General features: G+C 65.9%; 13 protein-coding genes. 9 read left to right on the top strand and 4 right to left on the bottom strand.

All coding sequences use genetic code 11. The features are described 5' to 3' along the window. The first annotated feature begins 292 nt into the window (after positions 1-292). The 9 genes from ACVISU_RS03650 to gmk all read left to right on the top strand — a co-directional run bounded on the left by ACVISU_RS03650 (position 293) and on the right by gmk (position 9,091). Entirely contained in the window at positions 293-1,003 is a 711-nt protein-coding gene (locus ACVISU_RS03650; protein WP_456706030.1) for a TetR/AcrR family transcriptional regulator C-terminal domain-containing protein, read from the top strand. After that, positions 1,000-2,025 (top strand): fatty acid desaturase family protein, encoded by a 1,026-nt coding sequence (locus ACVISU_RS03645; RefSeq protein WP_456706029.1) that lies wholly within the window; start codon positions 1,000-1,002, stop codon positions 2,023-2,025. Before ACVISU_RS03650 ends, ACVISU_RS03645 begins: the two co-directional genes overlap by 4 nt. A 221-nt stretch (positions 2,026-2,246) precedes the next feature. Beyond that, entirely contained in the window at positions 2,247-3,200 is a 954-nt protein-coding gene (gene fabD, locus ACVISU_RS03640; RefSeq protein ID WP_050406439.1) for an ACP S-malonyltransferase, read from the top strand. A gap of 21 nt (positions 3,201-3,221) precedes the next feature. After that, positions 3,222-3,959 (top strand): 3-oxoacyl-[acyl-carrier-protein] reductase, encoded by a 738-nt coding sequence (gene fabG, locus ACVISU_RS03635; RefSeq protein WP_024581467.1) that lies wholly within the window; start codon positions 3,222-3,224, stop codon positions 3,957-3,959. Between the two features lie 289 nt (positions 3,960-4,248). Next, entirely contained in the window at positions 4,249-4,488 is a 240-nt protein-coding gene (locus ACVISU_RS03630; protein ID WP_002716125.1) for an acyl carrier protein, read from the top strand. 96 nt (positions 4,489-4,584) lie between these two features. Then, positions 4,585-5,850 carry a beta-ketoacyl-ACP synthase II gene (gene fabF / locus ACVISU_RS03625; protein ID WP_050406438.1) on the top strand — a complete coding sequence of 422 codons (1,266 nt, stop codon included), beginning with the start codon at positions 4,585-4,587 and terminating at the stop codon, positions 5,848-5,850. 223 nt (positions 5,851-6,073) lie between these two features. Next, positions 6,074-7,333 carry an endolytic transglycosylase MltG gene (mltG, locus tag ACVISU_RS03620; protein ID WP_456706028.1) on the top strand — a complete coding sequence of 420 codons (1,260 nt, stop codon included), beginning with the start codon at positions 6,074-6,076 and terminating at the stop codon, positions 7,331-7,333. A gap of 213 nt (positions 7,334-7,546) precedes the next feature. Further along, a complete protein-coding gene (locus tag ACVISU_RS03615; RefSeq protein WP_050406436.1) occupies positions 7,547-8,434 on the top strand; it encodes a YicC/YloC family endoribonuclease in 888 nt (295 codons plus the stop codon). A gap of 3 nt (positions 8,435-8,437) precedes the next feature. Next, positions 8,438-9,091 (top strand): guanylate kinase, encoded by a 654-nt coding sequence (gene gmk / locus ACVISU_RS03610; RefSeq protein WP_456706027.1) that lies wholly within the window; start codon positions 8,438-8,440, stop codon positions 9,089-9,091. Between the two features lie 64 nt (positions 9,092-9,155). On the opposite strand, the gene ACVISU_RS03605 is transcribed toward gmk, so the two are convergent. The 4 genes from ACVISU_RS03605 to pdxA form a co-directional block, all read right to left on the bottom strand. Next, positions 9,156-10,202, bottom strand: coding sequence for a hypothetical protein (locus ACVISU_RS03605; RefSeq protein ID WP_456706026.1), 1,047 nt, complete (start codon positions 10,200-10,202; stop codon positions 9,156-9,158). A 337-nt stretch (positions 10,203-10,539) separates the two neighbouring features. Then, the gene (locus ACVISU_RS03600) at positions 10,540-11,598 is read right to left on the bottom strand and encodes an alcohol dehydrogenase (RefSeq protein ID WP_456706025.1); all 1,059 of its coding nucleotides are present in this window, start codon (positions 11,596-11,598) and stop codon (positions 10,540-10,542) included. Between the two features lie 19 nt (positions 11,599-11,617). Then, positions 11,618-12,472 carry a 16S rRNA (adenine(1518)-N(6)/adenine(1519)-N(6))-dimethyltransferase RsmA gene (rsmA, locus tag ACVISU_RS03595; RefSeq protein ID WP_456706024.1) on the bottom strand — a complete coding sequence of 285 codons (855 nt, stop codon included), beginning with the start codon at positions 12,470-12,472 and terminating at the stop codon, positions 11,618-11,620. Beyond that, complete coding sequence (pdxA, locus tag ACVISU_RS03590; protein ID WP_456706023.1) at positions 12,473-13,474, bottom strand: 4-hydroxythreonine-4-phosphate dehydrogenase PdxA; 1,002 nt, start codon at positions 13,472-13,474, stop codon at positions 12,473-12,475. Between the last annotated feature and the right edge of the window lie 11 nt (positions 13,475-13,485).

Below are 13,485 nucleotides of genomic sequence, written 5' to 3'. Positions count from 1 at the left end.
TGCTCAGAAGGCGGGAGCACGGGACGACGGGCCGACTGGCCCTGCCACATCAAAATCGCCACATCAAAATGAAAGGGTGAATCTGCTGAGACCGTCCGTTCAGCTCCCGGCCGGAGCCCACGAATGGCGCGCTTATACGGATTTTGGCCGCGAACGCAAGGGTCCGCGGAGGGTTCGCGGCCTTGATCTGCGAGAGGTGGTAGCCGCGCGGGCCGTCCGGCGCAAATTTCGGCCGTTTCCGGTTGATTTCTTTGTTTGTATATCATACAAATATCTCACGGGAGGATGATCGATGGGTTCGGAGACCGCCAGCGGCATGCCCGCGCCCGATCCGAAGCACGCGGTCCGCGCGACGCGGTCGGCGGGACGCAAGATGCGCTCGCTGTTGCTCGATGCCGCCAGCCGCCTGTTCAAGGAGCGCGGGCTCTCGGGCACGTCGATCTCCGACATTGCCGCAGCGGCAGACGCCTTCCCGAGCCAGATCACCTATTACTTCCGCACCAAGGAAGCGCTGTTCGTCGAAGCCGCCAGCCGCGACATGCTTTACCTCGCGCGCGCGACCGAGCAGGCCGCCCTGAAGGCCCACACGCCGCGCGATTACACCCGCGCCCTGACCGAGACCGTGACCGCGACCGACACGGTCGCCTTCTTCGCCGAGGCTTTGACGCTGACACGGCGCCGGCAGGACCTCGCGCCTTTGGTCGAGCGCACCATCGAACGTCTGCACAGCGAGGGAGCGCGCGCCTATGCGGGCCAGGTCGAGCGGCACGGCTGGCGCTCGCTGCGCGCGCCCGAGGAGAGCTCGCGGCGGTTCTGGGCGATTGCGATCGGCGTGATCGTCGAGGGTTTTGCGATGGGGCGCGCCGCCGAGGAGATGTGCCGCGAATTGCTGCGCGCGCTCGGCGAGCAGGCGACATCGCCATCGATGAATGATGGATCGCGGCTGCGCGTCGTCGGCGACCGCGATCATTCATCCGCAACGGACGGGGAGACCAGCTCATGACCGCGCTTCGCATGCGTGCCCGCGATTTCCTCACCGAGGACGAACTGGTCGCCGTCCGGCAACGCACGACGTGGAAGGGCGCAGCCCTGATCGTGCACGCCTGGGCGCTGATCCTGGGCGCGATCGCGCTGGTCGCATGGTGGCCCAATCCGCTGACTTATCTGCTCGCGGTCGCGATCATCGGCTCGCGCCAGCTCGGGCTTGCGATCCTGATGCACGACGGTGCGCATGGCTGTCTTTCCGCCAACGAGAACACCAATCTGACGCTGAGCCAGTGGTTTTGCGCCTATCCGATCTTCGCGGAAACCCGCGGCTATCGCCGCTATCATCTGCAGCACCATGCAAGGACGCAGCAGCAGGATGATCCGGACCTCGTGCTGTCGGCGCCGTTTCCGATCACGAAGATGAGCTACCGCCGGAAATTCCTCCGCGACATCACCGGGCAGACCGGCTACCAGCAGCGCAAGGCGCAACTGCTCAATGCGATCGGGCCGAAAGACTGGCCGCTATCGCGGCGCGCCGCCAATTTCTGGCAGAAGCTCGGGCCGCAATGCGTCACCAACGCGTTGCTGTTCGCAGGCCTTGCCGCCGCCGGCGTGTGGTGGGCCTATCCGCTGTTGTGGCTGGTGCCGCTCTTGACCTGGATGATGGTGATCACGCGGATCCGCAACATCGCCGAACATGCCGTCGTGCCCGACAGCGCCGATCCCTTGCGCAACACCCGCACCACGCGGGCCAATGTGCTCGAGCGGCTGTTCATCGCGCCGTACTACGTAAACTACCACCTCGAGCATCACCTGCTGTTCTACGTGCCGTGCTACAACCTGCCGCGCGTCCACCGTATCCTGAGCGGAAGCCGCTATGCCGACCGGATGGAAGTCCAGCCCGGCTATGCCGCCGTGCTGCGGCTGGCGACCGCCAGGCCCAATCGGGAAGACCTCCCGGGCCAACTGGTCAACAGCGCGCGCCGGGCGAGGGCGGGCGCCGAGGTTAACGCCGACCAGAATGCCGGTGGATTCTAGGCCGGGCCGGCCCCGCCATCCCCAGGGTTCCGCGCGCGCGGCTTGACATCGCGCCCCCCATCAGTGTCTTACGGCCCGGTCCGGGGCCAGTTGCAAGATTTGGTTGCAGGGAATTGGTCCGGACCCGCTGTGGCGCGTTTCGCGCGACGGGATACCGTTTTCCCCTGCGGGCAGGCGCGCCGCTTGCGCGGGGATCACGCTCAACAAGGTAGGGAGCGCCGATGACGGCAGCATTCACATTTCCCGGTCAGGGCTCGCAGGCGGTTGGCATGGGCAAGGCCCTGGCCGAGGCCTTTCCGGTCGCCAAAGCCGTGTTCGACGAGGTCGATTCCGCGCTCGGCGAGAAGCTGACCGCGATCATCTGGGACGGTCCGGGCGAGACGTTGCAGCTGACGGAAAATGCCCAGCCGGCGCTGATGGCAGTGTCGATCGCCACCTTGCGCGTGCTCGAGAGCGAGGCCGGCTTCTCGGTCGGCCAGAACGCTGCCTTCGTGGCCGGGCACTCGCTCGGCGAGTATTCGGCGCTCGCCGCCGCCGGCAGCCTCAGCATCAGCGACACCGCGCGGCTGCTGCGCACCCGCGGGCTGGCGATGCAGAAGGCGGTGCCGGTCGGCGCCGGTGCGATGGCGGCGCTGCTCGGCCTCGATTACGAGGCGGCGGTCGCGGTCGCCAACGAGGCGGCGCAGGGCCAGGTCTGCCAGGCCGCCAATGACAATGGCGGCGGTCAGGTGGTGGTCTCCGGCGACAAGGCGGCCGTCGATCGCGCGGTCGAGATCGCGAAGACCAAGGGGGCAAAGCGCGCCATGCTGCTGCCGGTGTCGGCGCCGTTCCACTGCAAGCTGATGCAGCCGGCGGCCGATGCGATGGCGGAGGCGCTGTCCGGCGTGACCATCAAGGCGCCGGCATCGCCGCTCGTCTCCAACGTGCTGGCCTCCGCGATATCAGATCCTGATGAGATCCGCCGCCGCCTGGTCGAGCAGGTCACCGGGACCGTTCGCTGGCGCGAGTCGGTTGCCTATATGGCAGGCCAGGGCGTGACGCGGTTCTTCGAGATCGGCGCCGGCAAGGTGCTGAGCGGCCTCGTCAAGCGCATCGCAGATGGTGCGGTCGGCGTGTCGGTCGGCGGCCCGAACGATATCGCTGCGGCCAAGGACGCGCTGGCAGCATCGGCCTGAAGCAGCCGGAAGGAGAATTCGATGTTTGATCTGACTGGCAAGACGGCGCTCGTGACGGGTGCAACCGGCGGCATCGGCGGCGCGATCGCGCAGGCGCTGCATGCGCAGGGCGCGACGGTCGCGATTTCGGGGACGCGGCGCGAGGTGTTGGACGGCTTTGCGGCCAAGCTCGGCGAGCGCGTTCACGTGCTGCCGTGCAATCTCTCGAGCAAGGATGATGTCGAGGCGCTGGTGCCGGCGGCGGAGGCCGCGATGGGGCAGGTCGACATCCTGATCGCCAATGCCGGCATCACCCGCGACAATCTGTTCGTGCAATTGCGCGACGAGGATTGGGACGACGTGATTGCGGTGAACCTGACCGCGACGTTCCGCCTCGCGCGCGCGGCGACCAAATTGATGATGCGCAAGCGCTTCGGCCGCATCATCGCGATCACCTCGATCGTCGGCGTCACCGGCAATCCGGGGCAGGGCAACTACACCGCGTCGAAGGCCGGCATCATCGGCCTGATCAAGACGTTGGGCGCCGAATACGCCAAGCGCGGCGTGACCGCGAACTGCATCGCGCCGGGCTTCATCAAGACGCCGATGACCGATGCGCTCAACGACAAGCAGCGCGAAACCATCCTGGCGAAGGTTCCTGCGGCGCGGCTCGGAACACCCGAGGATATCGCTGCGGCAGCCGTCTATCTGGCCTCGAACGAGGCCGCCTACGTCACCGGACAGACGATTCACGTCAACGGCGGGATGGCTATGATTTGAGCTGGTTGCCGGTTCTCGCAATGCGGCGAAAAGCCGTTTTCGGGAGCCGGTTCAGGCGTGTAGTCAAGGCTTGGGAAGTATGATAGCTGAACCCCCCATGGATGGGCAAAGAACGCCATTGCAGGATTTTGAAACCCTGTATATTGGCGTGGCGACGCCTGCCGTTCGCCGGGGCTTTAGTCGGCTACGACCGGGCCGAATCAAGACTATGCGCGACTGAGTAATCGAGACGACCACGATGGCTCGTATCGTCTTGGGGTCGGGTCCAATGGAACAACGAGGTTGAACGATGAGTGAGATTGGCGAGCGGGTTAAGAAGATTGTGGTCGAGCACCTTGGTGTCGAACCCGAGAAGGTGGTCGATAGCGCGAGCTTCATCGATGACCTCGGCGCCGACAGCCTCGACACGGTCGAGCTCGTGATGGCTTTCGAAGAAGAATTCGGTTGCGAGATTCCCGACGACGCGGCGGAGACGATCCTGACCGTGGGCGACGCGACCAAGTTTCTTGAGAAGAACGCGAAGAGCTGACGCCGATCGCGAAGTTGCCGGGGCCGGACGGACCGTGATCGAGCGGTCCCCCGGCTTCTTATTATGAGCCGCGCATTGCTGGCCGGAGACGTGGAAATGAGACGAGTTGTCGTCACGGGGCTGGGCATGCTTACACCGCTCGGCTGCGGCGTTGACGCGACTTGGGCGCGCATCCTCGCCGGCGACAGCGGCTGCAAGAAGATCGACACCTTCGAAGTGTCCGACCTGCCGAGCCAGGTCGCCTGCTACATTCCGCGTGGCGACGGCTCTGGGGGCACCTTCAATCCCGATCAGTGGATGGAGCCGAAGGACCAGCGCAAGGTCGACGACTTCATCCTCTATGCGATGTGCGCGGCCAAGCAGGCGCTCGACGATGCCGACTGGCATCCGAAATCCGATGAGGACCAGTTCGCCACCGGCACGATGATCGGCTCCGGCATTGGCGGCCTCACCGGCATTGCCGAGACCGCGGTGCTGCTGAAGGAGCGTGGACCGCGCAGGATCTCTCCCTTCTTCATTCCGGGCCGCCTGATCAATCTGGCGTCCGGCTACGTCTCGATCGAGCACGGCCTCAAGGGCCCCAATCATGCGGTCGTCACGGCGTGCTCGACCGGCGCGCATGCGGTCGGTGACGCAGCCCGGCTGATCGCGCTCGGCGATGCCGAGGTGATGGTCGCGGGCGGCGCCGAATCGCCGATCTCGCGCATCGGCATCGCCGGCTTCTGCGCGGCGCGCGCACTGTCCACCGGCTTCAACGACACCCCGCAAAAGGCATCGCGGCCGTACGACAAGGATCGCGACGGCTTCGTGATGGGTGAGGGCGCCGGCGTCCTCGTGCTCGAGGAATACGAGCACGCCAAGCGCCGTGGCGCGAAGATCTACGCCGAGGTCACCGGCTACGGCCTGTCGGGCGATGCCTTCCACATCACATCGCCGCCGCCGGACGGCAATGGCGGCTTCCGCAGCATGAGCATGGCGCTGAAGCGCGCCGGCCTGGCGGCCTCCGATCTCGACTACATCAACGCGCACGGCACCTCGACGCAGGTCGGCGACGAGATCGAGCTCGGCGCAGTCGAGCGTCTGCTCGGCAATGCGGCTTCGAAGGTCTCGATGTCGTCGACCAAGTCCGCGACCGGACATCTGCTCGGCGCGGCCGGTGCGATCGAGGCGATCTTCGCGGTGCTGGCGATTCGCGATAATGTGGTGCCGCCAACCATCAATCTCGACAATCCGTCGGTGCAAACGGCGATCGATCTTGTGCCGCATACGTCGCGCAAGCGTGACGTCAATGTGGCGCTGTCCAATTCCTTCGGTTTCGGCGGCACCAACGCCTCCGTGATCGTGCAGCGCGTGACCAATTAGTAGGTCGTTAGAGCGTTTTCGAGCGAAGTGGGTACCGGTTCGCGCGAGGAAAACGCGTCAAAAACAATCTAAAGTCCCGGTTCGATTCGATCGGAACGGGACTTTAGAACTAGTCCACCGTTTTGCCGTATTCCGCGGTGACTCCTAATAGCGGGCGTATGCTATTGGCAGGGCAGGGGTTTGTCCGGCCACGATTCAACCGGCAGGATATTGGTTTGCATCGATGAGTGAGAGGCCGCCCATTTCTCCAAGGAGTCCACGTGCCGCGCTGGAGCCCGAACAGGTTCCGCCGCCGCCCAAGCGCTCGGATCGTGCCCGCAATCCCTTCGTGATCGTCGGCAATGCCATCTTCACCATCCTTATCATCCTGATGATCAGCGCCGGTGCCACCTACTATTACGGCAAGCAGACGCTGGAATCGCCGGGGCCGCTGCAGGAGGACAAGATCGTCAACATCCCCGCGCGCGCGGGCAAGCGTGACATCGCCGACGTGCTGTCGCGCGAGGGCGTGATCAACGTCAATCCGTGGGTCTTCATCGGCAGCGTGTTTGCGCTGAAGGCGAGCTCCGACCTCAAGCCCGGCGAATATTCGTTCCAGAAAAACGCGAGCCTGCGCGACGTCATTGCGACCATCGTCGACGGCAAGGTGGTGCAGCATGCCATCACGATCCCGGAAGGTCTGACCTCGGAGCAGATCGTGACGCGGCTGTCCGACAACGACATCTTCACCGGCTCGGTGCGCGAGATTCCGCGCGAAGGCACGTTGTTGCCGGAGACCTACAAATTCCCGCGCGGCACCACGCGCGACCAGGTGATCCAGCGCTTGCAGCAGGCGCAGAAGCGTGTGCTTGCCGAGATCTGGGAACGCCGCAACACCGACTTGCCGCTGAAATCGCCGGACCAGCTGGTGACGCTGGCCTCGATCGTCGAGAAGGAAACCGGCCGCGCCGACGAGCGCAGCCGCGTTGCCGCGGTGTTCGTCAACCGCCTGCGGCAGAGGATGAAGCTGCAGTCCGACCCGACCATCATCTACGGCCTGGTGGGCGGCAAGGGCACGCTGGGGCGTCCGATCAAGCGCAGCGAGATCACGCAGCCGTCGCCCTACAACACCTATGTCATCGACGGGCTGCCGCCGGGGCCGATCGCCAATCCCGGCCGCGCTTCGCTGGAGGCGACCGCCAATCCGGCGCGCACGCGCGACCTGTTCTTCGTTGCCGACGGAACCGGCGGCCACGCCTTTACCGAAACCTACGACCAGCACGCCAAGAACGTCGCCAAGCTGCGCGCATCGGAAAAGCAGATCCAGAACGACACCGTCGAACCCGCGGATGATCCGGCGCCCGCCGCCGCGGCGCCGGGGGCCGCCGACACCAATCCCACGGCGGCCACGCCGCCGAAGCCCACCAATCAGAAGAAGCCGCCGCGCAGCGGTCGCCAGGGCGCAGCCCAGCAGACCACTTCGCCGCCCGTCGTGCAGCGCTAAAGCGCGATGCGATCATCGCGCCTTAGCTTCTTGTTCGAGCATGGTCTTTCGGAAATCCGCTTCACACTTTTCCGGATCATGCTGTAGCTCTGCATTGTGAGGGTGGAACGTAATTCCACTTTCACGGAATCCGTTTTAAGGTCGCACCGGCTGCCCACGAGTCTCGTCGTCTCCGGGGTGAGTCCCATATCCTTCTGTTGGAGAGTCCACGCGATGGCGCTATCGAGCATGACCGGCTTTGCCCGAAGCCATGGCGCGAGCGGTCCCTATACGTTCGAGTGGGAGCTGAAGTCGGTCAACGCCAAGGGCTTTGACCTGCGGTTGCGGCTGCCGCAGGGCTGGGACGAACTGGAAGCCCTCGCCAAGAAGCGGGCCAGCGAGTTGCTGTCGCGCGGCACGGTCTACGCCAATCTCAGCGTCAAGCGCACCGATGCGGCGCAGACCATCCGGATCAATGAGGATGTGCTCGCCGCGGTCGTGAAGGTCGCGGGTGAGCTCGCGCAGCGGATCGACGCAGTGGCGCCTAGCATCGACGGACTGCTCGGCATCAAGGGCGTCGTCGAGGTGGTCGAGCCTGCGAGCGATGAGGACGAAGACAAGGCGGCACGCGAGGCGGCGGCGAAGGCGTTCGAGCAGGCGCTCGGCAGCCTCGTCGAGATGCGCCGCCGCGAGGGCGATGCGCTGGGCCAGATCCTGATGCAGCGGATGGACGAGATCGAGCGGCTCGCCAAGCGCGCGGAGGCGGCTCCCGGCCGCAGGCCCGAGGCGATCAAGGCGCGGCTCGCCGAGCAGATCGCGGCATTGCTGGAGACCTCCGATCGCTTCGATGCCGACCGGCTGAGCCAGGAGGCGATCCTGATCGCCACCAAGGCCGATATCCGCGAGGAGCTCGACCGCATCGCCTCGCACATCGGCCAGGCGCGCGAGATGATCGGCAAGGGCGGACCGGTCGGGCGCCGGCTCGACTTCCTCGCCCAGGAGTTCAACCGCGAGGTCAACACCTGCTGCTCGAAGTCGAACGACGTCGAGCTGACCAATACCGGTCTTGAGATGAAGAACGTGGTCGAGCAGTTCCGCGAACAGGTCCAGAATCTGGAGTGAGAGATGACGGCGCAGGGTTTTGACGGCGTTGAGCGGCGCGGACTGATGTTCGTTCTGTCGTCGCCCTCGGGCGCCGGCAAGACGACGCTGTCGCGCATGCTGATCGACCGCATGCCGGGGCTGAGGATGTCGGTGTCGGCGACCACGCGACCGAAGCGGCCGGGCGAGGTCGAGGGGCGCGACTACTTCTTTGTCGACAAGACGAAGTTCGAGGCGATGGCTAACCAGGGTGAGCTGCTGGAGTGGGCCACCGTGTTCGACAACCGCTACGGCACGCCGCGCGCGCCGGTCGAGGCTGCGCTCGCGGCCGGCGAGGACGTGCTGTTCGACATCGACTGGCAGGGCACCCAGCAGTTGCGCGAGAAGGCGCGCGCCGACGTGGTCAGCGTCTTCATCCTGCCGCCGTCAGCCGCCGATCTCGAGAAGCGGCTTCACACCCGTGCGCAGGATTCCGAACAGGTCATCCGCGGGCGGATGAACCGCGCCACCCATGAGCTGAGCCACTGGGCGGAATACGACTACATCGTCGTCAACCAGAACGTCGACGACGCCTTTGCCGAGGTACAGTCGATCCTGAAGGCCGAGCGTCTCAAGCGAGAACGCCGCACCGGCCTCACCGAGTTCGTGCGCGGCCTGCAGCGTCAGCTCGAGAAGTAACGCTTCGGAACCATGATGCGATCCGGGGATCGCATCATGTCTCATCTGCTTTCCCGAGTGCCCTCTAATTCGCCGCGCTGCGCGCCAGCCGCTGCAGCATCGCGGCGATCTGCTTATTGTCCTGCTCGGTTTGATCCGGCTCGCGCGCCGTCGTCTCGCGGCGAGCAGCCGGCGTCTCGGCGCGGCGCGGAACCGGTGTCTCTGACCGGCGCGGCGCGGCCTCCGACAGGCGCAGCGGACGGTCGCGGCTGACGACTGCCATCGGCGGCGCCGGCTCGGTGTGGAGTGAATCCCAGGGCGCACGCCATTCGTCGCTGATCTCGTAAGGCGGCGTGCGGGTGCGGGTCAGCCGGAACACCAGCGCGCTGACCAGGCCGGCCAGTGCCAGCGCGCCGACCATCACGATCAGCAGCATCTGGGTCGAGGATGAAGACTTGTCGGGGGACGCCTCCGCTGTCGCGGGGGCGGTGGCCTGTGCCGGCGCGGCCGCCTGTTGCGCCGTCGTATCGGCCTGCGCGAGCACGGTCGGCTGGTCCGCGGTGTGACGGGTTCCGTTGGTCCCGGCCATACTCGACGCATCCAGCCATCTGGCGTTCACATCGGACGCCTGGGCGTTCGTGCCTGACGCCGCCGGATCGGTCGTCGCTGCCGCACCGCCGGCTTGACCGGCAGGGGCGACCGGCGCGGCCACGGCCTGCGGTGAGGGCCATTCGGCATGGGCATCGGCGACGGACTTGCGCATGGCCGGCTGGGGCGCCGGTTGGCCCTGTGGCGGGGTTGCGTCGGCCGTCGCCGTGTCGGGCGCGGCCGCAGGCTGCTGCTGCGCTGTCGTGGTCTTGGCCTCGGTCCTGGCGATGGTCTTGGTCTTGGCGTCACCGAGATACCAGCACTTCTTTTGGGTGCTGCGGTCGAGGTGATAGAACCAGTGGCTTCCCGCAGGTGCGGTTCCCTTCGGCGCGGACTGACAGGTGTCAGCCGTTTTGTCAGCCGTCTTGGCATTCGCAGTATTGGTGCTCGCCGTATCGGCGGCGTTCTGGGCCATGGCGCTGAAGGCGCCGGCCAACATGCTGGCGGCAAGCGCGGCCGCGAATTTCGCTGAACGATTTGACATACGCGTCCCCGGTATTCTTTTTTACGCAAAACGCTGGTGACGCCAATCTCGGTAAAGAGTTGGGTCGCAATGCGCCGCAAATCCGGAACGGGTGGGGCTTAATTGAGGCTCGCGGCGTACCGCAATTGCGGCGCGCTGGAGGCTGGGACGCGAGCTGAATGATTGCCCGGTCGGCTGTCAGGTTCCGACGGGCCAGAACTGGCGTTACTGCAGCAAGACCGTTGCGTCCCGCCGGCGATGGCAACGCCGGCGCGACGTCTTGTCTGAACATGATCTTCGTGGAAGCGCTTCGTGTTTGTCGCAGGCAAACCGCTGCGCACCTTCCCGGATCCGTGCCTTAGTTCTTAAGGACGATACGTCCCACGACCTTGCCGGCGCGCAGCTCGTCGATCCATTTCTGGACGTCGGCCATCGGCTCTTCCTTCATCGGCGTCGGCTTGATCTTGCCGGCGCGGGCGAGCGCCATCAGCTCCTGGCCTTCGGCCAGCGTGCCCACCATGAAGCCTTCGATGGTCATGCGCTTGTAGACCCACTGCACCATCGGCAGCGAGAAGTTGCCGCCCATCAGGCCCGACACCACGATCTTGCCGCCGCGCGCGACCGTCGATACCGCAAACGCCATCGACTTCTCGTTGCCGGCAAAGTCGACGACGCCGTCGAAGCCGCCGTCGCTCTCCTTCAGCATGCGCTTGACGACGTCGGGCTCCGCGGGATCGTAGGCCGCGGCCGCGCCGTTCTTCAGCGCGGTCTCGCGCGCCGCCGGGCTGAGATCGACAACGGTGATCGGCTGCTTGAACATCGCCTGTGCGAACGACAGGCCCATCATGCCGACGCCGCCGAGGCCGATCAGCAGCAGATTGCGCTGACGCGGACGATCGACCAGGCGCTTCAGCGCGCCGTAAGCGGTGACGCCGGAGCACATCAGCGTGGCGGCCTGATTGACCGGCAGCGGATCGTAATCGAGCAGGTATTTCGCGTCGGGCACCAGCACGTGGGTGGCGAAGCCGCCGTCAATGGAGACGCCGAGGAAGCGCTGCTTGACGCAGAGATTCTCGTCGCCGGCGAGACAGTCGCGGCACTGGCCGCAGCCGATCCAGGGGAAGACCGCCTTCTTCGTTCCGATCAGATCCTTCGGCGCATCGGGGCCGACCTCGTCGACGACGCCCGCGATCTCATGGCCGAGCGTAAAGGGCAGCGTCATGCCGCGGGTGGTGTCGAGCTTCTTGCCGCCGCCGAGATCGGCGTAACCGTCCTGGATGTGGAGATCGGAATGGCAGAGGCCGCAGCGTTCGATGCGCACCAGCACTTCGCGTCCCTGCGGTTTGGGCGTGTCGACGATGGTTTCGCACAGCGGTGCATCGAATTTGACGAGGGATTGGCGAACCATTCGCGCCATTACGTTTTCTCCTGATGTTCTATTTTGTGGACCGTATATCGGCCAATTCCCTGGCCATGGCAACAAAGCCCGCGACCGGAATGGTTTCGGCGCGCCGCGTCGCGTCGATCTGCGCTGCGGCGGCAAGCCGCGCCGGATCGACCGACAGTGATTTCAGGCTCTGGCGCAGCATCTTGCGGCGCTGGCCGAAGGCGGCAGCGGCGACCTGCTCGAGCATGCGGCGGTCGCACGGCTCCGGCGCGGCGCGCGGTATCAATCGGACCACCGAGGACGTCACCTTCGGCTGCGGCACGAAGGCCGCCGGCGAAATGTCGAACAAGATCTTGGTCTCGGCGCGCCAGTTGGCGAGCACCGCGAGCCGGCCATAGGCTTCCTCGTCCTCATGGGCGACGATGCGCTCGGCGACCTCGCGCTGAAACATCAACACCATGGTGTCGTACCAGGGCGGCCATGGCTCGATCGACAGCCAGTCGACGAGCAGCTGGGTTGCGATGTTGTAGGGCAGGTTGGCGACGATCTTGGCCTTAGTCCCATCAAGCAAGGGACGTGGGTCAAAGTGCTGCGCGTCGCCATGCACGATCTCGATGCGGCCGGGATAGCGCTTGACGATGTAGTCGAGTGCATCGATCGCGCGCTCGTCGCGCTCGATGGCGATGACGCGCCTGGCGCCCATCGCAAGCAGCGCGCGCGTCAGTCCGCCGGGGCCGGGCCCGACCTCGATCACGGTGGAGTCTTCCAGCGGGCCCGCGGCGCGGGCAATGCGTGCGGTGAGATTGAGATCGAGCAGAAAGTTCTGGCCGAGCGATTTGCGCGCCGACAGCGAATGCTCGCGAATGATGTCGCGCAGCGGCGGCAGATCGTCGATCGCGCTCACCTAGCTTGATGCCGCGGCCATGCGCGCGGCGAGCCGGAGGGCGGCGATCAGGCTCGAGGGATTGGCCTTGCCGGTGCCGGCGATATCGAATGCGGTGCCGTGATCGGGCGACGTCCGGATGAAGGGCAGGCCCAGCGTGACGTTGACGGCGTCCTCGAACGCGACGGTCTTGATCGGGATCAGCGCCTGGTCGTGATACATGCAGAGCGCGCAGTCATAGGTCTTGCGCGCGGCTGCATGGAACATGGTGTCGGCCGGCAGCGGGCCTCGGGCGGCAATGCCGTCGCGGCGCAGGATCTCGACCGCGGGCGCGACGATCTCGACGTCTTCCATGCCGAGCGTGCCGTCTTCGCCGGCATGCGGGTTGAGGCCGGCGACGGCAAGCCGGGGCGAGGCGAGGCCGAACCGCGCCTTCATGTCGGCGACCACGATCCGTGCGGTCGAGACGATCAGGTCGGTCGACAATTGCGCCAGCGCCTCGCGGACCGACACATGGATCGTCACCGGCACGACGGCGAGCGCCGGCGACCACAGCATCATTACCGGCTGCGGCGCGGGCCCGCCGCGACCGGCAAGCTCGGCGAGGAATTCGGTATGGCCGGGATGGCGGAAGCCGGCGCGGTACAGCACGTTCTTGGCGATCGGATTGGTGACGACGGCGCTGGCCTTGCCCGAGGCGACATCGGCGACGGCCTGACGGATCGATACCAGCGCGGCATCCGCGCTGGTCTCGTCGGGCTTGCCCGGTCGTGCCGTCGCTACCTTGCCGGTCGCAACGACGGGCAGCGCCCGTTCAAATGCTGCAAATGCCTCCTCGGCGATGACCTCGGCAAACTCAACGGCAAGCCCGAGCATCCTGGCGCGCTCGGCGAGCGCCGCGCGGTCACCGAGCAGATAGAACGGCGGAAGATCGAGTTCGCGGCGGCGCAGCCAGGCGGCGAGCGTGATGTCGGGGCCGATGCCTGCGGGCTCGCCGCATGTCAGTGCGAGAGGTTGAGCCATGCGTCAACGAT

The organism is Bradyrhizobium sp. USDA 4452, from assembly GCF_054063575.1.
This window is presented reverse-complemented; position numbering and strand designations above follow the sequence as displayed.